Here is a 21368-nt window from a genome sequence, read left to right as displayed (position 1 = left end):
GCCGAGAAACGCCGGCTCCACCACACCTCTCAACGTTACGTTGATTCGGCGGCGCGTGCCGACGCATCCGCGGTTTGGAACCCCGAACGCGGGGGTTAGTCGACCAGGTGGTGCAGCAGCAGGCCGTCGGGGGTCACGGTCACGCGCAGGTCGGCGAGGCTGCGCACGACAAAGTCGGCGTCGAGGTCGGCGACCGCATGGGTGCCGGCGACGCCGATCGTGGCGCAGCCAGCCGCACGGCCCGCGGCCAGGCCGGCCGGGGCATCTTCGATGACGAGGCAGCGGGCGGGGTCGAAGCCGAGGCGGCGGGCACCCTCGAGGTAGGGCTCGGGGTGCGGTTTGCCGCGCGGGGTGTCATCGACGGTGACCACGACGGCCGGCGCGGGAAACTGCGTGGCGGCGAGGCGGACATCCGCTAACGGACGAGCACAGGACGTCACGATCGCACGCCGCGCCTCGGGAATCGACCCCATCAGAGCCACGGCGCCGGGCAGCACCACGATGTCGTCAGTGTCGGCCAGTTCCAGTTCGAGCACGCGGGCGATCGAGGTTTCGACGTCTTCGGCCGCGACCAGCGACGCGAGCAGTGCGCGGGCCGGCAGCCCGTGGCCCTGGTCGCGGAAGGACGGATCGACGCCGAACTCGCTCGCCCAGCGCAGCCACGACCGCACGACCGCCGGCGTGGAGTCGATGAGGGTGCCGTCCATGTCGAACAGCACGGCGTCGAAGACCTGCCCGTCGAGGACCGGCTCACCGGCTGAATCGGTCGACTCGGTCGGGGCGGGCTGCGTCATACGGAATCCTTCGGTCAGGGGCGAGCGGATGCGGGCGGGCGGGCGGGCGGGCGAACGAAATTCGGGGATACGGCGACCCCGACACCGCGTCACTATCCGGGGTGGAAGCTAGATCGTGAACTCGGCGTCCGCGACGCTCGGGTGGGCGGCGAGCTGATCCGGATACGATGACGTGACCAGGATCGGCTTGTGGTCACTGAGGCCGATCGGCAACGTCTCGACGTTGTCGATCGTCAGGCCCACGGAGGTCGCCAGGTCGAAGTGCCCGCTGAAGAACTTATAACGGGTGTACGTCTTGGTGTCGCTGAAGGTGAGGTCGTAGCCGCTCTTGTTCACCTTGTCGCCGAGCTTCGCCCGGAAGTACGGGTAGTTGTAGTCGCCCACCATGAGGGTCGGCAATCCCGGCCCGAGCAGGTGGAGCTCTTCGTGCGCCGAGCGAATCTGGTTGCGCCGCAGCGAGTTGAGCGCCGTGAGCGGGGCGGCGTGAAACGAGGCCACGACGATCTCCCGTTGCGCGGCGGTGTCGATCAGCCGGGTGCCGATGAGGCGCTCGTGGGCGGGCGTCAGCACGAGGTCGTGCAGTGATTTCTTGAGCGCGAAAGACTGCGTCTTGATCGCTTCGAAGCGGTCCTTGCGGTAATAGATCGCCAGTCCCAGCCGGTTGCGCTGGGTGGAATCGGCCAGGTGCATCAGCCCGACTTCGGCGGGCAGGTCGAGCGTGTCGCATTCCTGCAGGCACAGCAGGTCGGGGTCGTACCGCTCCGACAATGCAAGGAGTTCTCCGCTGGCACGATTCTTGCGGAGGTTGTAGCTGATTACCCTCATGACACCTGTCTCAGACTCAGTGGGTGGGATACCAGCCTACGACTCGCGCGGTCACGGCAGGTACGGGCCGAGGATGCGCGCGGTGATCAGAGCCAATTCACGGCCACACACCTCATAGAAAGGCAGCAGGTCGGTCGACCCGAGCACGGTGTGCACGACGCCGGCGGTATCGAAGATCGCGATCGGCTCATCGTCGCGCAGAAGCGCCCAGAAGGGTTGGGGAAAAAGCGTGCGTTGCGCACGGTGCTCGGCCAGCAGATAGCTGCGGGCATAGTGCCCGCGCGGCACCGCCGTCGAGGAGAATCCTTCGAACAGCGGACCGCCGGGGCTGCCCGGCACGTCGTCGATGGAGATCGGTGCCGGCACCGCACACCACTCGTGGGGATCATCGAGGCCGGTCGCCAGTGCGCTGGAAATGACCCGGTAGACGAGGGTCTGTGGGGTCGCGGCCGGAGTCAGCCGGGGGCTGTCGAGGTGAAGCGCCTGCTCGAGCTGCGCGACGATGTCGAGGGGGCCGGTCGCGGCGAAAACCTGCGCCCAGCTGAGGGATTGCGGGCCGCCGCTCCGCCGGTATTCGATGCCATCGGCGAGGTCGAACTGCACCTGCAGGACGTGGTCGTCGTGCACGAGCAACAGCCAGCGGCGTTCGCACACGTCCAGATCCTGCGGCTCGATCAGGGCGTCGACGTCGACCATGGTCATGACCAGGTGCGGATGGCGGCGCACCAGTTCGCTCCCGATCCACCACATCTGGGCGGTGAGAAACCGCTCTGCCAGGGGCAGGTCCGGTCCGTAGCGCCATCTCCTCGCGATCATTCCTCTCCCCCGTTTCCTGCCAGTGTGCGCTCTGCCGGGCCCCGGCGCGAGCAAATCGGGTGCATTGGCCCGAATTCACAGAACCGGCCGGGGCGGCCGCAACCTCGCCCGCCCGGGCATAGTCACGGCACCGCTCGCCGCCGCGCTGAATCCTGCCGGCCCCCGCTCGCGGGCCGCGACGTAAACTTGTGTGACAGGAAGCAGGCCCATGGCCGAGAACAACATCGTTTTGGTGCGACACGGACAGACCGACTGGAGCATCAGCGGCAAGCACACCGGGCGCACCGACATCCCGCTGACCGACCTCGGCCGCCAGCAGGCGGATGCCCTCGGCGAGATGCTCGACGGCGAGAAGTTCGCGGCCGTCTGGTCGAGCCCGCTCGTGCGGGCCTGGGAGACCATGGAACGCGCCGGCTACGGCGCCCAGGCCGTGCCGAGCGAAGACGTGCTCGAGTGGGACTACGGCGTCTATGAGGGCCTCCGCACCGACGATATCCGGCTGAAGATTCCGGGCTGGTCGGTGTGGACGCATCCGATCTGGAACGGCGAAACGGTCGAAGAGGTCGGCCACCGCGCCGACCGGGTCATCGCCGCGAGCGAAGAAGCGGATGGCCCGGTCGCCGTGTTCGCCCACGGTCACTTTCTGCGCATCCTCGCCGCCCGCTGGGTGGGACTGCCCGCCGAGGGCGGCAAGAACCTCAGCCTCGGCACCGCGACCGTGTCGACCCTGGGTTGGGAACGCGACAACCACGTGATCCAGATGTGGAACGATGCCTGCCACCTCAACTCGATGGACCCCGCCCTCTAACCTCGCCCCCTCACTCGCGAGCGGTTTCTCGCGAGTGAGCACTTTGTGCACTTCCCGGGCTCGGGAAGTGCAAAAACTGCTCACTCGCGGGGGGATCGTGGCGGTAGTCTGGCGCCGACGAAGGAGACACCGTGGGCGCTGTCGAACTGGGCGTTGTTGAACTGCTTGTGTACGCCGACCGCCTGGGCGGCACCCTCTCGGCGCTGCGGGTGTTGCTCGACGGGCCGCTGCGGGACTTCGGCGGGGTGCACGTGCTGCCGTTCTACGTTCCTTTCGACGGAGCGGATGCCGGCTTCGACCCGATCGACCACACCCGCGTCGATCCTCGTCTCGGCACCTGGAACGACGTGCGTGCGCTCAGCGCCACCCGCGGCCTGACCGCGGACCTCGTGGTGAACCACGTCTCGTCGTCGTCGGCCGAATTCCTCGACTGGCTGGAAAACGGCGAGGCCTCCGAGCACGCCGGCATGTTTCTGCGCTTTGACACCGTCTTTCCCGACGGCGCCACGGAAGAGCAGATCACGGCGTTCTACCGGCCTCGTCCGGGGCTGCCCTTCACTCCGTTCCAGGGAGCCGACGGCAGCCGCTACCTGGTCTGGACGACGTTCCTGCCGACCCAGGTGGACCTCGATGTTCGGCACCCGGCGGCCCGGGCCTACCTGCGACGGGTGCTGCGCACCCTGGCAGCGAATGGCGTGACCACGGTGCGGCTCGACGCGGTCGGGTACGCCGTGAAATCGGCCGACAACGACAGCTTCATGTCATCGCAGACGCTGGACTTCGCCCGGGTGATCACCAACCTCGCCCACGCGGAAGGTCTCGAGGTGCTCGTGGAGGTGCACGCCCACCACACCCAACAGATTGCGATCTCCCAGATCGCCGACCTGGTCTAGGATTTCGCCCTGGCACCGCTGCTGCTGCACTCGCTCGGCACCGGAACGGTCGACCGGCTCGCCCAGTGGTTCGAGGTCAGGCCGACGAACGCGATCACCGTGCTCGACACCCATGACGGGATCGGCATCATCGACGCCGGCCCGTCCGTGACGCCGAGGCCCGAGGCCCCCGGACCGGCGTTCGAGGCTGCCCTGGCACAGATGAATCGACTCATGGGAACGGCACCCACGCCCGTTCCTCCCGACCTGCCTGACCTGCTCAGCCACGACGAAATGGCGGCGATCTTTGCGCGCGCCGAGCGGTTGACCGGCGGACACTCGGCCGTCGCGTCGGTCGTTCCGGCCTGGGCGAGCCTGCCGCACCAGATCAACGCGACCTTCTTCAGCGTGCTCGGCGCCGACCCGGTCGCCTATTTGCTGGCCCGCGCGGTGCAGTTTTTTCTGCCCGGCCGCCCGCAGATCTACTACGTGGGACTTTTCGCGGGACTCGACGACACCGCCCTCTTCGCCCAGACCGGCAACGGCCGCGACGTCAACCGGCACACGTACTCCCCCGCCGAGGTCGCGCAGGCCCTCACCAGCGAGATCACCCGCGCTCAACTCGCACTCGTGCGGCTGCGGTCGACCCATCCGGCCTTCGAGGGCGACTTCTCCTGGTCCTCCCCCAACCGGTCGAGCATCGAACTGCGCTGGGATGCCGCAACCGCGAGCGCGGTGTTGCGCATCACCACCACGGTCGATGCCCCCGGCTTTCAGATCGTGCTGACGGATGCCGCGGGCCGCGTTGTGCTCGGCACCGTCGCATCCGTCGCCGCCTGGCACCCCGCCGACTGAGCTCGACCAACTAGCATGTGGGCATGAGTGCGACAGTGAAGCGGGTTGACGGTCATCTCACGCAGTGGAATGACACGCGCGGATTCGGCTTTCTCACTCCGCTGCGCGGCCACGACCACACCTTCGTGCACATCTCGGCGTTCCCGCACGGCGCCGGCCGGCCCCGTCTCGGCGAGGTCTACAGCTTCGCGATCACGGTGAACGGGGACGGCAAACAGCAGGCGATCGACCTGCAGCCAGAGGGGCGCGGGAGCGGCACGCCGCGACGGTCGGTGCCCGTGCGATCGGGGCCGCGTCCCGGGGTCCGACCGGCCGCCCGTTCCGGCGCGGGCCGCTCCCGTGCCGGGTCGGCCGGCTACCTGGCGATCGTGGTCTTCGCCGCTGCTGCAGTGACCGCGGGCAGCGCCTGGCCGGTCCCGTTCTGGGTCGCGGCAGGAGTCGGCAGCATCTATCTCGCGATGAGTGTCGTGTGTTTCGTGGCCTATGCGGTCGACAAGCGGGCCGCCGTGGCCGGGCGCTGGCGGGTGTCCGAGAGCACCCTCCTCACCCTGGGCCTGCTCGGCGGCTGGCCGGGTGCGATCATCGCCCAGCAGACCTTGCGCCACAAAACCCAGAAGGCCAGCTTTCGCCGGGCCTTCTGGGGGACCGTGGTTCTGAACGTGCTGGTCTACGCGGCCTTCGCAACCCCGCTGTGGTCCTGGTTCGTGCTCTGGACCACCCAGGGGATGCCCTGACGCCGGGCTAGTACCAGTTGTTGGCCTGCGAGTGCGACCAGGCGGCGCACGGGGTGCCGTAGCGCGAGGAGTTGATGTACTCGAGTCCCCAGGTGATCTGCGTGGTCGCGCTCGTGGCCCAGTCGTTTCCGGCCGAGGCCATCTTGCTCCCGGGAAGCGCCTGCGGAATGCCGGTCGCTCCACTGCTCGAGTTCACGGCCGCATAGTTCCAGCCGGATTCCTTCTGCCAGAGGTTGTCGAGGCAGGAGAACTCCCCGCTGCCCCAGCCGTACTTCGACGACGCCAGGTCGGCGGCGACAGCGCGGGCCCCGTTCGGAGTGTTCGCGTTCGCGATCATCAGCTGGCGTTCCTCCTCGGCGGCGGCCGCGGCGGCTTCGGCAGCGGCGGCCGCTTCCGCTGCGGCAACCTCGGCGGCGATCCGGTCGGCTTCGATCGCGGCGGCTTCAACCGACGCGGTCTCCGTCTCGGTCTCCGCGGTCAGGGACTCCAGGTCGTCGAGCGGCAGCATCTCGAACGAGGCGAGCGAACTCGTCACCTCGGTCAGTGCGCTGGTGTCGACCTTGCTGGCGCTGGCGGCGAGCACGGTATTGGCGTTGTCGAGGGTCGAGGCTGCGGAGTTCTTGGCCAGGTTGGTGAGCAGGCGTTCGTGCTCCCGATCGGCGGCGGCGGTGGCGGCGGCATCCGCTGCGGCGACGGCCGCTACGCGTTCCTGGGCGACGATTTCGGTGTTGATGGCAAAGCCGCCGCCGATGACGAGGCCAGCGACCGCGAGGGCGACGCTGGATTTGAGGAGCAGGCGGCGGGGCCGGCCATGCTTCCGAGGTACGTCTACGGCGAGGGAATCAGCCGTGTCGTCCGCTGCGGCGGTGCCTGTTGTCGTGTGGTCTAGTGAATCTGAATGCATTACGTCCTGTAGCGCAAGCCCGTGCGCTCGTGGGCGCCGGGCTCACTGAGCATCGGGCCCGCGCTCTCCTTCGGCGCGGGCAAGAGTTCCACCCTGCCTCCCGTTTCTGCACGAATCCTCCCGATCCCCTTCGGAATCCATCAGTGGGGTTGTGAAACGGGACGACAGAATGTATTTCGCGCGGGCGAGTCAGTCCTCGAGGGCCTGGCCGCGCTTCTCCGGCAGCCCGAACGCGCCGAGCGCGGCCACGACGAAGAGCGCCGCGAAGATCACGAAGAGCAGCAGGGTGCCGCCGGCGTCGCGCACGATCGGCACCGCGAGCGGGGCCAGGATCGCGGCGATCCGCCCGATGCCGGCCGCCCAGCCGGCCCCGGTAGCGCGCATCCGCGTGGGATACAGCTCGGGAGTGACCGCGTAGAGCGCGCCCCACGCGCCGAGGGTGAAGAAGGAGAGCAGCATGCCGGCGCCGATCACCTGGGGGGCGCTGTCGGCGAGGCCGAACAGGGTCGCCGCGACCGCGGACCCCACCAGGAACGTCGCGAGCGTCGGTCGGCGGCCCCACTTTTCGATCAGGTACGCCGAGAGCGCGTAACCCGGCAGCTGCGCCACGGTGATGATCAGGGTGTACGCGAACGAGCGCACGAGCGAGAATCCCGAGGCCACCAAAATCGTCGGCAGCCAGATGAACGCGCCGTAGTAGGCGAAGTTGACGCAGAACCAGACCAGCCAGAGCGACGCGGTCGACCGCCGCAGGTCGGGAGACCAGAGCGCCGCGATGCGCGCGGCGAACGACGGTGCCGGTACTGGTTTCGGGGCGGGGGTCGGTCCTGGTTTCGGGGCGGGCGCCGGTTGCGGGGCAGGGGCAGGGGTGCCCGCAACCGAGGATGCTGCGGCCGCGGGCACCGGGGCATCCGTCTGATGCAACGGCACGACGACGGATGCCGCGGCCGACGTGCCAGCATCGGCCGACTGCTCGAAGCGCACCACCGTCGCCTCCGCCTCGATGGTGCGGCCGCGGGACTCGAGAAAACGCACCGACTCGGGCAGGCCCAGCCGCACGACGACCGCGTAGATGGCCGGAACGGCGCCGACCGCGAGGGCCCAGCGCCAGCCGTCATCGGAGAGCGGAATGACGAGGAAGCCGATCAGGGCTGCGAGGGTCCAGCCGACCGCCCAGAACGATTCGAGGATCACGATGATGCGACCGCGAATCTTCGGCGGCGCGAACTCGCTGACCAGGGTCGAGGCAACCGGCAGCTCGGCGCCGAGGCCGAGGCCCACGACGAAGCGCGCGGCGATGAGCACGCCCACGGTGAGCGCCAGGGCGGATGCCCCGGTTGCCAGTCCGTAGACGACCAGGGTGATCGCAAACACCTGGCGGCGGCCGAGGCGATCGGCGAGCAGTCCGCCGAGCACCGCTCCGAGGGCCATGCCGATGAAACCGGCGGAGGCGATCCAGCCGAGTTCGGTGTCGGAGACCTGCCACTGCACGGCGAGCTGCGCGAGCACGAAGCTGATCAGGCCGACATCCATGGCGTCGAGGGCCCAGCCCACGCCGGAGCCGACGAGCAGCCTGCGGTGCTGTTTCGTGAAGGGCAGGGCGTCGAGGCGCTCGGTGCGGGTTCGGTGCGCGGTGACGGCAGGCTGCGACATGGTGCTGACCGCGTTTCGTAGAGGCGAGTGTGCCGAGGATCTGACCCCAGACCACAAATTTTACTCGCCAGCGGATGCGCCGCCCGTCACCCGCGCTGCTGTCGCTGCGCGGGTACTGCGCCGCTGCGCGGGTGCTGGTCAGGGTGCGTTTGCGCCGCGGGCGAGCTGCGCGGGTACTGCGCCGCTGCGCGGTAGTAACGCCGCTGCGCGGTACCTGCGCCGGGGCGACCCCATGCCGCGCGGCAGTAACGCCGCTGCGCTATAGGCGTGCCTACAGCGCAGCGGCGCAGCTACCGCGCACCTCAAATCCACCACCTTCACGCACCCGCCGCGCGGCAGTAACGCCGTTGCGCGGTACCTGCTCCCGGGCGACCGCGAGCGGCACCGGGTCAGCGCGTGTAGTGCGACTCCTGCAGCTCGTACACCGGGGTGTTCAGTCCCTCCATGCGGGCCTTGATCTGCAGCGCGAGGTAGTTCGAGTAGTGCCGGCTCTGGTGCAGGTTGCCGCCGTGGATCCACAGCTGCGGCACGTTCGTCGGCTTCCACATGTTGCGTAGCTCCCCCTCCCAGGGGCCGGGGTCCTTCGGGGTGTCCGAGCCGTAGCCCCAGCAGCGCCCGACCTGGTCGGCGACCTCCGGCGAGACCAGGTCGGCGAGCCAGCCGTTCATCGAGCCGTACCCGGTGGCGTAGACGATGAGGTCGGCCTCGAGTTCGGTGCCGTCGGCGAGCACGACCGAGTCGGGCGTGATGCGCTCGACCTGACCGGCCTTCACCGCGACGCGGCCGTCGATGAGCAGCTGCGAAGCACCCACGTCGATGTAGTAGCCGGAGCCGCGCCGGAGGTATTTCAGGAACAGGCCCGAGCCATCCGTTCCGAAGTCCAGGTCGAAGCCGACGGCCGTGAGCTTGGAGTAGAAATCGGCGTCGCGCTCGGCCATCTGCTCGTAGACCGAGATCTGCGCCGCCGGCAGGATGCGGTACGGCAGCGACGCGAAGAGCAGGTCGGCTTTCTCGGTGGTGACCCCGTTCGCGAGGGCCTGCTCCGAGTACAGTCCGCCGAGGGCGAGGTCCATGAGCGCGTCGCTGCGGGCGATGTGCGTCGACGAGCGCTGCACCATGGTGACCTCGGCGCCGTGCTCCCAGAGGTCGGCGCAGATGTCATGGGCCGAGTTGTTCGACCCGATCACGACCGCTTTCTTGCCCGCATAGTCGCCGCCGCCGGCGTGCTTGGAGGAGTGGTGCTGCTCGCCGAGGAACGATGCGGCGCCCTCGAAGACGGGCGTGTTCGGATATCCCGACACCCCGAGCGCGAACACGAGCTGCTTGGGCCGCAGGGTCACCGGCGTGCCGTCGCGCACGACCTCCACGACCCACTCGCCCGCGGCCTCGTCGAACGTCGCCTTGGTGCACTCGGTGCTCGACCAGTAGTTGAGCTCCATGATGCTCGTGTAGTGCTCGAGCCAGTCGCCGATCTTGTCCTTCGAGGCGAACACCGGCCAGTCTTCGGGAAACTTCAGGTACGGCAGGTGGTCGTACCAGACCGGGTCGTGCAGGTGCAGCGACTTGTACCGGTTGCGCCACGAGTCGCCGGCCTTCGCGTTCTTCTCGATCACGATCGTAGGAACGCCGAGCCGCCGCATCCGTGCCGCCAGTCCGATGCCGCCCTGTCCGCCGCCGACGATCACGCAGTACGGCTGTTCCTCGTAGCCGAGGCTCGCCTCCCGGGCGGTCTTCTTCTCGAGCCACGAGGTGCGGCCCTTGGTGATCTCGTGGGAGACGCCCTGATCGCGGTTGCGGCCCTTCTTCTCCTCGAAACCCTTGAGCTCCTGCATGGTGGTGAGCAGGGTCCAGCACAGCCCGTCGTTCAGGCGCAGGTGCGCGTAGCCGCGGGCCTGTCCGGTTTCGAAGGTCACCCAGGCTTCGGCGGATGCCGCATCCCCGGTCGCCGGTTCGGAGAGGGTCCACGAGTGCGGGGCCACGTCGTCGAGGGTCACGTCGAGCATCCGCCTGATATCGGCCTTGCCCTCGAGGGTCTTGAGGTTCCAGGTGAAGGAGACGAAGTCGCGCCAGTAACAGTCATCGGCGAAGAGCGCCAGGGCGCCGTCGATGTCTCGGCTCTGCAGGGCCGTGTCGAACCGGGCGAGCCAGTCTTCGACCACGGTTGTCGGTGATGCGGTTTCGGGTGCTGCTGTTTTGGGTGATGCGGTTTCGGGTGCTGCGGTTTCGGGTGCTGCGGTCGGTGATTCGGGCATGTCACTCCTTTGTGAACTAGCGAAAGGTCTGTCCCTTTTGTCGGACGCAACCTGTATGTTCAAGCTGTACCTGTCAAGTCAATATCCGCGGGGGTTACAGAGGCGTTACACCGGCGGCGACACGGCACGACCCGCTATTCCAATGGAGGAGGCAGCGCATGCCCGATGCGGCCGCCCTGCGATTTTCCTCCCCGCACGAATATGCACGGATGTTGCGCGCGGCCCATGAGCTCACCCTCGCGGGCGCACCCCAGCCCGATATCGCGCCCGGGGTGTGGGAGTCGTGGCAGCGTTCCCTCGCCGCGGGAATCAATCCTGACCGGCACCTTCCCCGGCACCTGCACGACGTGGCCGACGCGGTCGCGCTGCGGCGAGAGCATCCGCTTCAGGCGGTGATGCCGGCCCTGACCGAACTGCTCGCCGACGAGGGATCGGAGGGGCAGCACCTGCTCGTGCTCACCGACGCCACCGGCGAGGTGCTCTGGCGGGTCGGCAGCCGCGCGGTGCTGCGGCTCGCCGACGGGCTCGAGTTCGTGGAGGGCGCCGACTGGTCGGAGACCGGGGTGGGCACCAACGCGATCAGCGAGGTCGTCGTGAGCGGGCTCGCCGCACAGCTGTTCTCGGCCGAGCACCTCGTGCGCACGCACCACGATTGGGCGTGCACGGCGTCGCCGATCCGCGACCCGCAGACCGGTGCGGTGCTCGGCGTGCTGAACGTGTCCGGGCCGCTCAGCACCGTCACGGCTGACAGCATGCGCATGGTCAAGTGCGGTGTGCGGCTGGCCGAGGAGCTGCTGCGCGCCGCGCGGCGCGAGGCTGGAGCCGGGTCGGCGAACGCGATGGTGGCCAGGCCGGTCGGGCCGGTCGGGCCGGTCGGGCCGGCACTGCCCGTGCCCGCCCCGGCCCCAGCGCTCGTGCTCGCGCTGCTCGGCGACAGCCCGGCCGTGCTCACCGCCGACGGCCGCCGGGTTCCACTGTCACCGCGGCGCGCGGAGATCCTCGCACTGCTGGACTCCCGGGATCGCGGCTGGAGCGCCGACGAGCTCGCCTATGCGGTGCACGGGGAGACCGGAGCGGCGGCCACGATCCGCATCGAGATGCACCGTATCCGCCAGGTGCTCGGCGATGCGCTGCAGTCGACGCCGTATCGCCTGGCGCCCGCGGTGCGGGGCTCCTCCGATGTGGCGCGCGTGCTGCACTTCGTGCGCAGCGGCCAGGTGGCGGCGGCCCTCGCAGCCTATAGCGCACCGCTGCTCGGCCGCTCCCTCACACCGGCCATCGAACCGCTGCGCGCCGAGCTGAACAGCGCGGTGGGGGCATCCGTGCGTGCGGCCGACAACGTCGCGTTGCTGCGGCGCTGGTGTGCGACTGAGATGGGCGCCGACGACCGCGACGCCGTGCGGCACCTCGGGCGCCTCGCCGGGCCGACGGATGCGGGCTACCTGTCCGCCCGGGCACGCCTCGCTCGTATCGACCGCGACCTGGCCCGCTGAATCGCGGTCCCCCGAGCGACACCGATGTCGGAGGTCGACCGTAGGGTGGGGCACGCCCGGAAACCTCAGACCGTGCGCGAGAGAATCGATCAGCATCACAGAAGCAGTGCACAAATGATGGGCCCCCACCATGCGATGACCGGCGCCGCCGCCTGGATCGCGGTGACCGCGACCGCCGGCCACGGCCTCGGCCTCTGTCCGGTGACCCCGATGGGCACCCTGACCGGAGCGCTGCTGTGCGCGGGCGCGGCGCTGCTCGCCGACGCGGATCATACCTCGGCGACGATCTCCCGGTCAATCCCGGTGCTCGGGCGGCTTGTCACCTCGGGTCTCAGCCGTGCTTCGGGTGGCCACCGCCACGGCCTGCACTCGATCCTCGCGGTGTTCTGCGCCTGGCTGCTCGCCACCGGGCTCAGCCGACTCGTCTGGCAACCGGCGGGCTGGCCCGAGCCGCTCGGCTGGGGTGTCGCTGTGATGAGCGCCGCCGCGATCACTTTCGCCGTGAAGGCGCTGGGCCTCGCGCGCGGATCGTGGTTTTTCGCCTGGCTGCTGGGCGGTGCCCTCGCCGCGATCATCACCCTCTACGCGCCCGGCCAACAGGACTGGTTCGTGGTCTGCTTCACGCTCGGCTACGGCATCCATCTGGTCGGGGACCTGCTCACCGAGCGAGGTCTTCCGCTGTTCTGGCCGTTCGCCCCTCGTCCGCCGCGGGCCTGGAGCCGGGTACCGCTGCTGGACGCACTGTGGTCGACCGGCGGCAACGTGGCCGTTCCGGTGCTCGGCAACGCCGGCTCGATTCGCGAGTGGCTTCTGCTGATTCCGGTCACGGCCTACGTCGGCTATGGCGTGCTCTACGCGGTGCTCGATCAGGCCGGCGCGGACCTGTTCTGGGGCGGCTGACCGCGCGTCGACGGCATGGGGCATCGCGCTGGCCCCGGCACGTCAGCGATCGCTGACGTGCCGGGGCCAGAGCGGGATCAGCTCTAGATTTCGACGGTCGAGCGTTTCAGGTTGGTCGCGTCTTCCACCGAAAGCTCGGTCGCGGCGAAGCCGTCGTCGTCGGCAAAGGACTTCATGCGGGCGATCCGATAGATGATGAGGCCATAGAGACACTTGGCCAGGATGTCGGCGATCGAGTAGCCGAGTTGCAGCCCCACCCAGGCGTCGGAGCCGTCGATGCCGAGGCCGGGCAGCAGGTAGGCGATCGGGTAGACCCCCCAGGTAGCCAGCAGCAGGAGTCGCAGCAGGCTGATCGTCTTGCGCACCGATTCCGGCTGCCGCTTGAGCGACCGGGTGAGCTCCACGAACAGCACGTACAGAATGTAGGCGAAGGGAAGAGACGACAGCAGCCCGAAGATGCCGCGCGTGAGGTTGTCCGACGCGACCTCGCCGACATAGCCCAGGGCGATCATCAGCGCGGCGGCCGGCACGAGACGCGACAGCAGGCTCGCCTGCACCTTGCGCGCCAGGGCCAGCACGGCTACGAGTTCCAGCAGCAGCAGCGGAACGGTCAGCAGCCAGTCCACATAGCGGTAGCCCTCGTTGAAGGAGGCTCCGGCCACCTGGACATAGTCGCCGCGGCCGCCGACGGCCTCGGTTACGAAGGCCTCCGTGAACGAGGTGAAAATGCGGAAGTAATGGTAAGCCGCGATGCCGCAGACCACGGCCGCGACCGTCAGCGCCTGGCGGTACCGCGGAAGCACGCGCGGCAGGCAGATGATCAGGAAGATCGACGTGAACAGCTGCGAGGCGATCACGAGGGAAAACACGTTGTAGATGGTGTCGAACTGGAACTGGGAGAGTGAGTCAGGTATCACGATGTCCTCTGCTTGCGAGAGTTCGGTGAAGGTACAGGACTGGACAGTAACCGCGCATTTAATAGATAACTAAGAAAACTAGTGAGGTGCTCTGTCATAACCTACCGTGCGGCAACGCCTGACAGCGTCAAAAAATGTTGCATACATGCGTGATCAGCAACCCCGAGCCGATTGCTGCTACCGTCAGCGACTGTGGCAGTGCATCGGATGGACGCGTGGCGAGGGTAGCGCGCTCGGTGAACCAGCGCATCCGTCGGCTGCGCACGTTCAACCGCCTCGCCGCGACCGCGCACCTGCTGCTGGCCGCCGGCCTGGCCTCTGCACTCGTGCTGCTCGGCGAGCCGGTCTCGGCGACGGGCGCGCTGGACCTGTTCTTCGGCGGGCGCGACGTCGCCATCAGCGCCGGCCAGTCCACGCTCTACGTGGGAATGGCCCTGGTGCTGTTCTTGTTGGTGTCGACCGTGATGCATTTTCTGGTCTCCGCGCCGACCGCGTTTCACTACACGATCGGCATCAAAACCGGGCATAACACCTACCGCTGGGTGGACTTCGCGCTCAGCTCGACGATTTTGCTCTGGGTGCTGGCCGAGATCACCGCCATCGCCCACACGAGCGCGTTCATCGTGCTGGTCGTCGCGAACGTGGCCCTGCTCGCGGTCGGCGCCCGCCTTGAGAAAACGGATACCCCGGGCCGCGCCCTGTACCCCGGCCTGCTGATCGGGGCCCTCGTCGCGGCCCTGCCCTGGCTGGCCCTGTTGCTTTACGTGATGGGGCCCGGGTCGACAGGCGAGACCCGGCCGGCCGTCTTCGTCTTCGCCCTCGTGCTGACCGTTTTCGTCTCGGCCGGGGCGTTCACGCTCAACCAGCTGCTGCCGCACTTTCGCGCCGGACCGTGGCGGGACTTCGTGTTCGGTGAGGGCGTCTACATCGCACTGACCCTCATCACGAAAGCGGCCCTGGTGGCACAGATCGTCGTTGCCGCGGTGCTGCCGCGCCTGATCGCCTGATCGGCGGCAGTCCGCGGGGCGAGTACCCTCGAACCGTGCACTCCCGCGACCTGATCCGCCTCTATCCCGAACTGTTCCATGTCGCGGCCGATGACAGCTGGCCCCAGATCGAACGCCACGGACTGCTCAGCCCGACCGCGCTCGTCACCCGCTGGGGTGTGAAGCAGGGCGCCCCGCAGGCCGCGATCCTCGGCCGTCGCCGCAGCGAATCCCGCGTTCTCGAGCACCCCGACTACGGCACCGCGGTGCTGCGCCACCAGAAGGCCCTACACGAACCGTCGCTCGAGGACAGCCTCGACGACATGACCGTGGGCGAATGGTACGACCTGCTCAACGACCGGGTCTTCTTTTTTCTGCAGCGCAACCGCCTGAACGAGGTGCTGGGCGCCCGACGGTATCGCGACGACGCCCACACCGTCATCACGGTCAACACGAAAAGCCTGATCGCCGCCTACGAAGACGAGATCGAGCTCAGCGCCCTCAACTCGGGCTACGCGCAACGGCACAGCAAAGAACCCCGCGGCCGCGATACCTTCCAGTCGATCGAGGAGTTTCAGCATCCGTCGCGGGCGCATGCCGTCACCAAGACTCAGGACGTGGCCGAACTCGCGGTGCGCCGCGGCGTGCGCGACATTCGCGAGCACGTCGTGCGCGTCGAGCGGATGAGGGACGGCACCGTGCTCGAACGCCTCGCCTGACCGGCGCTCAGGGTCAGGGTCGCGGGCGCGGTGGCAGGCCTGGGCCGAACCGGGGGCGAATTCCCCAGGTCACCGGGCTGTCGATCACGGCGGCGAGCTCCATCCGCTCGATCGCGCGCAGCACGGTCGGCAGGCCGGCCAGCCAGCCCTCGAGGTCCCGCGCCGCGAGCACCTTCACCGGCAACGGCCGATCACGCAGGCCGAGGTAGCGCGCGCCGTCGAGCGCGAGCACCGGCCGCACCGGGGCGGGAACGGCCATGCGCGCGCGCAACCGGGTGAAGACGCGCTCGGCCTGCTGCTCGGCCTCGGCGAGATAGTCGACGCGGCGACCCGAGACGAGCAGCCCGCGCCGGTCGGCCCAGGCCCAGTCACCGGCCAGGTCGTGCACGCTGACCGTGAAGATTCCGCCCGGCCCGACCACGAGCGGGGCGGCTGCGGGCAGCGGATGAAACACGGCCCAGTGCGCGGGCATCGCCGGCAGGGTACCGGGCTGGGTGGGGAGCTGCGCGTGCGGCTCGGTGGAACGGATGCTGACCGGCTGCGCTTCAGCGCGACGCCGGGACGGAAGGGTGTGAGTCATGATCTACTCCTCGCCGGGTTTCGTATCCTGCCAGCGCGGGCCCCGCAGTGAGACCCCCAGTATGGGTGTGGTCACGGGGGTGGCGTGTCGGCCGCGCTCGGTGACATGCGGACTTCGTGCCTTCGTGGGCAGCGGGAGGGCACGAAGTCCGCACCTCGACCCGATGGTCGGCTCAGGGCAGGGCAGGCACCCTGGGCAGCGTCAGCTCGAAGCGCGCGCCGCCCGCAGTGCCCACGCAGGCGAGCGTGCCGCCGTGGGCGCGGGCGAGCGCGCGGGCGATCGGCAGGCCGAGGCCCGAGCCGCCCCGATTGCTCGCCCGCGACTCGTCGAGCCGCACAAACCGCTCGAAGATACGCTCCCGGTCGGCGGGCGGCACCCCCGCACCGCTGTCGGTGACGCTCAAACGCACCTCGTCCGCGGTGCGGCCCAGTTCGAGACGGATGCTGCCGCCCGGCTCCGTCGCGTGCCGCGCGTTGTCGAGCAGGTTCGTGACGACCTGGGTGAGACGCTCGGCATCCCCGTGCACCCAGACGTCGTCCCCCGCCGCGACGAGGTCGAGGGTGCGGCCCTGCGCCAACAGCAGCTGCTCGGCCACGATGCGGGTGCTGAGCTGCGTGAGGTTGACGGGGTGGAACATCCGTTGCCCGGAATCGGGGTGGGCACCGAGGTGGGCACCGTCGCCTGCGGCGCCGGCCTGGGCCTGGTCGAGGCGGGTCATCAGCAGCAGGTCGGCGACGAGCCGGCCGGCGCGGTGCGTCTCGTGGATCATGCCGACCAGGAGCTGTTCGCGCGCGAGCCGGGCGGGGTTGTCGCGCAGCACGGTTTCGGCGCTCGCCTGCAGGCCGGCGACCGGGGTGCGCAGCTCGTGGGAGACGTCCGCGAGCAGCTGCCGCATGCGGTCCTCGGCGGCGACCGCGGTGGCTTCGGCCGTGCGGGCCGTGAGCTCGGACGCCCGGGCGGCGGCCTCGGCCGTGCGCGCGGTGTTCTCCGCGGTTTCGAGGGCGTTCAGCATGTCGTCGATGGCGACGGCGGTGCGTCCGATTTCGGTGCGGGGGTTGCTCGGGCGCAGGCGTCCGCCGCGGTTTCCGCTGGTGATGGCGACAAAGACCTCGGTCATGCGGGTCAGCGGGCGCAGCGCGACGCCGACGATCCCGGTCAGCAGCGCCCCGGTGACCACGAGGGTGATGGCGCCGGCGATGAGTTCGATGGTGCGCAGCTGGGCGAGGGTCTGGTCGATTCCGGCCTCACTCGAGCTGAGCGTGAGGGTGCCGCCATCGATGGTCTGGGTGACGCTGACCCGGTCGCCGCTCTGCGTGACGACCGTTCCGGGGGCCGGATCGGGGGCCTGCCCCGGCTGCCCGGGTGCGTCGCCGTCTCCCGGCGCGCCGGCCGGTCCGCCGCCCTGGCCGGGTTCCTGCCGGCCATAGACGGTATCGCCGTCGACCTCGTAACTGACCCTCACGTCTTCGCCGGTGAGCTGGTTGGCGAGGGCCTGCGCGGCGAGGCCCTCCTCGGCAAGGATCTGCGCGTAGCCGGCGCGGTCGAGCAGGCGCTGTTCGAGGTCGGCGCGCAGCTGTTCACCGAGCACGACGTTGATCAGGATGCCGACGCTCACCAACACGAGGGTCAGCGCGGTGAGCACGGCGGCAATGACGCGCAGCCGCAGGGAGGTGGTGCGCATCGGCATCCGCGCCAGACTGCCGGTCAGCCCGGTCAGCCCGGTCACGCCTGGAGCCGGTAGCCGATGCCGCGCACCGTCTGGATCAGGCGCGGGCCGTGCACGTCGAGTTTGCGGCGCAGGATGCTGACGTAGGCCTCGACCAGGTTGGGGTCGGCGTTGTCGTAGCCCCAGACCTGAGTGAGGATCTGCGTCTTGGACATGGTGCGTCCGCGGTTGTGCACGAGGTAGGTGAGCACTCGGCGTTCGGTCGCGGTGAGGTCGATGACCGTGCCACCGCGGGAGACGGTTGCGGCGTCTTCGTCGAGCACGAGGTCGCCGACCTCGATGGTGGGCGAGACCAGCCGCCCGGTGCGGCGCAGCACGGCGGTGACGCGGGCGACGAGCTCGGCGAGCACGAAAGGCTTGAGGATGTAGTCGTCGGCGCCCGCAGAGAATCCGGCGAGGCGGTCGTCGACCCCGTCGCGAGCGGTGACGAAGAGCACCGGGGTGTCGCCCGCGGCCTTCAGCCGCTGGGCGAGGCGCAGGCCGTTTTCGCCGGGGAGGTTGATGTCGAGCACCGCGGCATCCGGCCGGAACCGGGCGAGGCGCCGAGCGAAGTCGGCGCCGTCTGCGGCGGTCTCCACCGTGAAGCCGGCTCCCGCGAGCGCCTGGCCGATCGCGCTGCGCAGCGCGGGCTCGTCTTCGACGACGAGCACGCGGGCAGGAGCGGTGGACATATTGCTACAGTGCGCGGCAAACCTGTGCGTTGGGTAAGGGAACGCTGAACGAGTGACCGGCGGGAGCGAACTTCAGGGCGTCTTCAGATTCGCCGATGAATCTGAAGAAGAGCCGAACAGCAGCATCGATCGACTCGGGCCGTCGAACTCGACACGCCCCGACACCGTCAGGAGAACTCATGACCGACCTTCAGCACTTCAGCGCCATCGAGACCGCGGGTCCGGCCAAGCGCCGTCGCCGCGCCCCGCTCGTCATCGGCGCCGTCGCCGCGGCCGCCCTCGCCTTCGGCGGCGCGAGCGTCGCTTACGCCGCAACCGACACGGCGAGTGACAGCAGCTCCAGCTCGACGGATGGCGCCGCCACCGACGAGCGTCCCGCCCACGAACCGCACATGCACGGCACGGTCGTCTCCGTCTCGGGCAGCACCATCACCATCACCGACCACGACGGCTTCACCCGCGTGATCAACACGAGCGGCGACACGGCGTACACCGATGACCTCACGGCCGACCTGGCCGCGGGCACCGAGATTCGCGCCACCGGAACCGTGAACGGCGACGGCACGAGCCTGGACGCCACCGAGGTCGGCACCGCGCCGACCCCCGGCGACGGTGAAGGCCCCGGCGACGGCGGCCCGCTCGGCGACGGCGAGCGCCCGACGCCTCCGGCCGACGGCGAGCTTCCGACCGACGCTCCGACCCCGAGCTCGACCGACGACGCCGAGACCACCTCCTAACCGACGAAACCCCGGGCCGCCGCACCCCGCCCTGCCGGGTGTGGCGGCATCCGTCTGCCCGGACCAGACTGGACCGCATGACCCACGAACCGTCAGACGCTGCCGCGACAGGCCCGCGCGCGTATCGTGGAGGGCATGGAATCACCCGACTCGAACCCTGACGCGACTCCCGGCGCCGCGACCCCGCCGACCACTTCTGATGCCGCCGCGGCCGCGTCGAGCGCACAACGCCTGATCGAGGTGATCACCGAACTCGCCGAGTTCGATGTCGTGTTCTCCTCGGATGCCGACCGGCAGGCCGTGCAGGAAGCGGTCGACCTGACCAGCGAGGAACACCGCAGGGCCCTGCTGATCGGCCTGCTGCTGGAGCGCATCCGCGAGCACTAACGATTCGTCATGCGACAATCCCCGGCGTACCGTAACGGGGATGGTCTCAAACGTCGCTTCACTTGGTTTCATCCTCTACGCGGTCTTCGTTCTCGCCGCCGTTGTTCTCGCGGTCATCGTCGTGGTGCTCGTCATCCGGGCGCTCCGACTGCAGATCCGGCTGTTGCAGCTGCGCATCGCGAGCTATGACACCACGACCCCGCCGCCGATCGACCCCGGCACCGATCCTGAGCGGGCGCCAGACTCGGGAGCGTAGGGTGAGGCCATGACTGAAGCCACCGCATCCGCTGCCCCCATCACCATGTACGGAGCGGAATGGTGCGGCGACTGCCGACGCTCCAAGAAGCTGCTCGCTACCCTCGGCGTGGCCTACGACTACGTCGACCTCGAGGTCGTCCAAGACGGCGCCGACCGCGCGCACGCGATCAGCGGCCGCACCCAGATTCCCGTGATCGTGTTTCCCGACGACACCCACCTGGTCGAGCCGACCGACCGCGACCTGCACGCCAAGCTCAGCGCCCTGGGCCGCATTCCGGCCTGACCGGCATGGCGCCCGCGAGGGGCCGGTGCCGGTGTTAGTCTCAGCTTAATTCGGCTGAAACAGGGGCATCATGGCACGACAGACCTTCTCCGTTGACCAGAGCATCGCTCGGTTGCGCACCTACAACATCGTGGCCGGCGGCCTGCACCTCGTGCAGGCCATCGGTTTCACCGTCTTTCTCGCCACGCTCAGCGCGCAGGTCACCTTTCCCGTCACCGCCGACTACCTCGGCGGGGCGCCCGGGGTACCGATCGCGCCCGAACGGGTAGTGCTCTTCGACATCAACGTCGGCGCCGGCGTGGTGGCCTTTCTCGCGCTGTCCGCGGTGTTTCACTTTCTGATCGCCAGCCCGGCCTTCTTCGGCCGCTACGCGAGCGGGCTGAAACAGCAACACAACTACTTTCGCTGGGTGGAGTACGCCCTCAGCTCGTCGATCATGATCTTTCTGATCGCCCAGATCACCGGCATCACCGACATTGCGGCGCTGTTCTCGATCTTCGGCCTCAACGCCACCATGATTTTGTTCGGCGCGCTGCAGGAAAAGTACGAGACCCCCGGCAACAAGCGGTTCACTCCGTTCGTGTTCGGGAGCATGGCCGGTTCGGTGCCGTGGATCGTGATCGCGATCTACGTGCTCGCTCCCGGTTCAAGCTCGAGCGTGAGCCCTCCGGGGTTCGTCTACGGCATCATCATCTCGCTGTTCCTGTTCTTCAACACCTTCGCCCTCAACCAGTGGCTGCAGTACAAGCAGATCGGCGGCTGGAAGGACTACCTGCGCGGCGAGCGCGCCTACATCACGCTGAGCCTCGTAGCCAAGACGGCTCTGGCCTGGCAGGTGTTCTCCGGCGCGATCATCCCCGCCGTCGCCGGCTAGGCCGGCTCCCTCGGGCTTGACTAGGGGACGCGGCGCAGCGAGGGCAGGCCGGGGCCGAAACTGCGCTGGGTGCCCCAGGTGCCGGGGTGGTCGATGAGGCCGGCGAGGTCCATCCGTTCGCCGGCGCGCAGAACCCGGGGCAGGGATTCGAGCCAGCCGGCGAGCGACGTCTCGGCGAGCACCGGAACGACCCCGGCCGGCGGGGCTGCGGCCTTGCCCCGGCTGAGCAGGCGGGCGCCGATGAGCGCCACGACCGGCCGCACCGCGGCACGCAGCGCGATGCGCGCGCGCAGCAGCTCGGTGACCCGGGCGGCGGCGAGTTCG

Annotated in this window: 24 protein-coding genes; 13 read left to right on the top strand and 11 right to left on the bottom strand. The window is 69.0% G+C overall.

Annotated features, from left to right (window positions below; all coding sequences use genetic code 11):
• Positions 1–95: 95 nt before the first annotated feature.
• From D6T64_RS03585 to D6T64_RS03575, 3 genes are all read right to left on the bottom strand, one after another.
• Entirely contained in the window at positions 96–794 is a 699-nt protein-coding gene (locus D6T64_RS03585; RefSeq protein ID WP_119971723.1) for an HAD-IA family hydrolase, read from the bottom strand.
• A gap of 108 nt (positions 795–902) precedes the next feature.
• On the bottom strand, positions 903–1619 hold the full coding sequence (locus D6T64_RS03580) for an endonuclease/exonuclease/phosphatase family protein (protein WP_119971720.1): 717 nt from the start codon (positions 1617–1619) through the stop codon (positions 903–905).
• Positions 1620–1670: 51 nt separating this feature from the next.
• The gene (locus D6T64_RS03575) at positions 1671–2435 is read right to left on the bottom strand and encodes a TY-Chap2 family putative peptide chaperone (protein ID WP_119971716.1); all 765 of its coding nucleotides are present in this window, start codon (positions 2433–2435) and stop codon (positions 1671–1673) included.
• 208 nt (positions 2436–2643) lie between these two features.
• Here D6T64_RS03575 and D6T64_RS03570 point away from each other — a divergent pair, with 208 nt between their 5' ends.
• The 4 genes from D6T64_RS03570 to D6T64_RS03560 all read left to right on the top strand — a co-directional run bounded on the left by D6T64_RS03570 (position 2644) and on the right by D6T64_RS03560 (position 5704).
• Positions 2644–3243, top strand: coding sequence for a histidine phosphatase family protein (locus D6T64_RS03570; RefSeq protein ID WP_119971713.1), 600 nt, complete (start codon positions 2644–2646; stop codon positions 3241–3243).
• A gap of 131 nt (positions 3244–3374) precedes the next feature.
• Positions 3375–4136 (top strand): alpha-amylase family glycosyl hydrolase, encoded by a 762-nt coding sequence (locus D6T64_RS23115; RefSeq protein WP_233550811.1) that lies wholly within the window; start codon positions 3375–3377, stop codon positions 4134–4136.
• Positions 4137–4235: 99 nt separating this feature from the next.
• Complete coding sequence (locus D6T64_RS23110) at positions 4236–4970, top strand: hypothetical protein (protein WP_233550810.1); 735 nt, start codon at positions 4236–4238, stop codon at positions 4968–4970.
• A gap of 23 nt (positions 4971–4993) precedes the next feature.
• Complete coding sequence (locus tag D6T64_RS03560) at positions 4994–5704, top strand: DUF1294 domain-containing protein (RefSeq protein WP_119971710.1); 711 nt, start codon at positions 4994–4996, stop codon at positions 5702–5704.
• 7 nt (positions 5705–5711) lie between these two features.
• Here the strand turns inward: D6T64_RS03560 and D6T64_RS03555 are convergent, their stop codons facing one another.
• From D6T64_RS03555 to D6T64_RS03545, 3 genes are all read right to left on the bottom strand, one after another.
• Positions 5712–6608, bottom strand: a complete 897-nt coding sequence (locus tag D6T64_RS03555; protein ID WP_119971706.1) for an aggregation-promoting factor C-terminal-like domain-containing protein — start codon at positions 6606–6608, stop codon at positions 5712–5714.
• A gap of 189 nt (positions 6609–6797) precedes the next feature.
• Positions 6798–8261 carry an MFS transporter gene (locus tag D6T64_RS03550; RefSeq protein WP_119971703.1) on the bottom strand — a complete coding sequence of 488 codons (1464 nt, stop codon included), beginning with the start codon at positions 8259–8261 and terminating at the stop codon, positions 6798–6800.
• Between the two features lie 389 nt (positions 8262–8650).
• Positions 8651–10513 (bottom strand): NAD(P)/FAD-dependent oxidoreductase, encoded by a 1863-nt coding sequence (locus D6T64_RS03545; RefSeq protein WP_119971699.1) that lies wholly within the window; start codon positions 10511–10513, stop codon positions 8651–8653.
• A gap of 158 nt (positions 10514–10671) precedes the next feature.
• Between D6T64_RS03545 and D6T64_RS03540 the strand changes: the two genes are divergently transcribed.
• Positions 10672–12006, top strand: coding sequence for a helix-turn-helix domain-containing protein (locus D6T64_RS03540; protein ID WP_119971696.1), 1335 nt, complete (start codon positions 10672–10674; stop codon positions 12004–12006).
• A gap of 114 nt (positions 12007–12120) precedes the next feature.
• Positions 12121–12906 (top strand): metal-dependent hydrolase, encoded by a 786-nt coding sequence (locus tag D6T64_RS03535; protein ID WP_158594790.1) that lies wholly within the window; start codon positions 12121–12123, stop codon positions 12904–12906.
• 83 nt (positions 12907–12989) lie between these two features.
• Here the strand turns inward: D6T64_RS03535 and D6T64_RS03530 are convergent, their stop codons facing one another.
• Positions 12990–13823, bottom strand: a complete 834-nt coding sequence (locus D6T64_RS03530) for a bacteriorhodopsin (RefSeq protein WP_119971691.1) — start codon at positions 13821–13823, stop codon at positions 12990–12992.
• 215 nt (positions 13824–14038) lie between these two features.
• Here D6T64_RS03530 and heR (D6T64_RS03525) point away from each other — a divergent pair, with 215 nt between their 5' ends.
• Complete coding sequence (gene heR / locus D6T64_RS03525; protein WP_147364448.1) at positions 14039–14830, top strand: heliorhodopsin HeR; 792 nt, start codon at positions 14039–14041, stop codon at positions 14828–14830.
• 35 nt (positions 14831–14865) lie between these two features.
• Positions 14866–15528, top strand: a complete 663-nt coding sequence (locus D6T64_RS03520) for a DUF7002 family protein (protein WP_119971685.1) — start codon at positions 14866–14868, stop codon at positions 15526–15528.
• A 13-nt stretch (positions 15529–15541) separates the two neighbouring features.
• On the opposite strand, the gene D6T64_RS03515 is transcribed toward D6T64_RS03520, so the two are convergent.
• From D6T64_RS03515 to D6T64_RS03505, 3 genes are all read right to left on the bottom strand, one after another.
• Positions 15542–16108, bottom strand: a complete 567-nt coding sequence (locus D6T64_RS03515; protein ID WP_119971682.1) for a hypothetical protein — start codon at positions 16106–16108, stop codon at positions 15542–15544.
• Between the two features lie 172 nt (positions 16109–16280).
• The gene (locus tag D6T64_RS03510; protein WP_119971679.1) at positions 16281–17834 is read right to left on the bottom strand and encodes a sensor histidine kinase; all 1554 of its coding nucleotides are present in this window, start codon (positions 17832–17834) and stop codon (positions 16281–16283) included.
• A complete protein-coding gene (locus D6T64_RS03505) occupies positions 17831–18505 on the bottom strand; it encodes a response regulator transcription factor (protein WP_119971676.1) in 675 nt (224 codons plus the stop codon). The genes D6T64_RS03510 and D6T64_RS03505 overlap by 4 nt, the downstream gene beginning before the upstream one ends.
• 179 nt (positions 18506–18684) lie before the next feature.
• Here D6T64_RS03505 and D6T64_RS03500 point away from each other — a divergent pair, with 179 nt between their 5' ends.
• From D6T64_RS03500 to heR (D6T64_RS03480), 5 genes are all read left to right on the top strand, one after another.
• Positions 18685–19242, top strand: a complete 558-nt coding sequence (locus D6T64_RS03500) for a hypothetical protein (RefSeq protein WP_119971673.1) — start codon at positions 18685–18687, stop codon at positions 19240–19242.
• Between the two features lie 135 nt (positions 19243–19377).
• The gene (locus tag D6T64_RS03495) at positions 19378–19629 is read left to right on the top strand and encodes a hypothetical protein (RefSeq protein WP_119971670.1); all 252 of its coding nucleotides are present in this window, start codon (positions 19378–19380) and stop codon (positions 19627–19629) included.
• 40 nt (positions 19630–19669) lie between these two features.
• A complete protein-coding gene (locus D6T64_RS03490) occupies positions 19670–19885 on the top strand; it encodes a hypothetical protein (RefSeq protein ID WP_119971666.1) in 216 nt (71 codons plus the stop codon).
• Positions 19886–19894: 9 nt separating this feature from the next.
• Positions 19895–20170, top strand: coding sequence for a glutaredoxin family protein (locus tag D6T64_RS03485; protein WP_119971663.1), 276 nt, complete (start codon positions 19895–19897; stop codon positions 20168–20170).
• 70 nt (positions 20171–20240) lie between these two features.
• Positions 20241–21044 (top strand): heliorhodopsin HeR, encoded by an 804-nt coding sequence (gene heR / locus D6T64_RS03480; RefSeq protein WP_119971660.1) that lies wholly within the window; start codon positions 20241–20243, stop codon positions 21042–21044.
• A 20-nt stretch (positions 21045–21064) separates the two neighbouring features.
• Here the strand turns inward: heR (D6T64_RS03480) and D6T64_RS22490 are convergent.
• Positions 21065–21368, bottom strand: a 304-nt coding sequence (locus tag D6T64_RS22490; RefSeq protein WP_158594789.1) for a hypothetical protein, incomplete at its 5' end; no start/stop codon positions are given.

Origin of the sequence: Cryobacterium melibiosiphilum (assembly GCF_003602235.1) — a bacterium.
In the GTDB taxonomy this organism is placed as follows: Bacteria; Actinomycetota; Actinomycetes; order Actinomycetales; family Microbacteriaceae; genus Cryobacterium; species Cryobacterium melibiosiphilum.
Note: the sequence above shows the minus strand (reverse complement) of the source record. Positions and strands in the feature narration are given on the sequence as shown.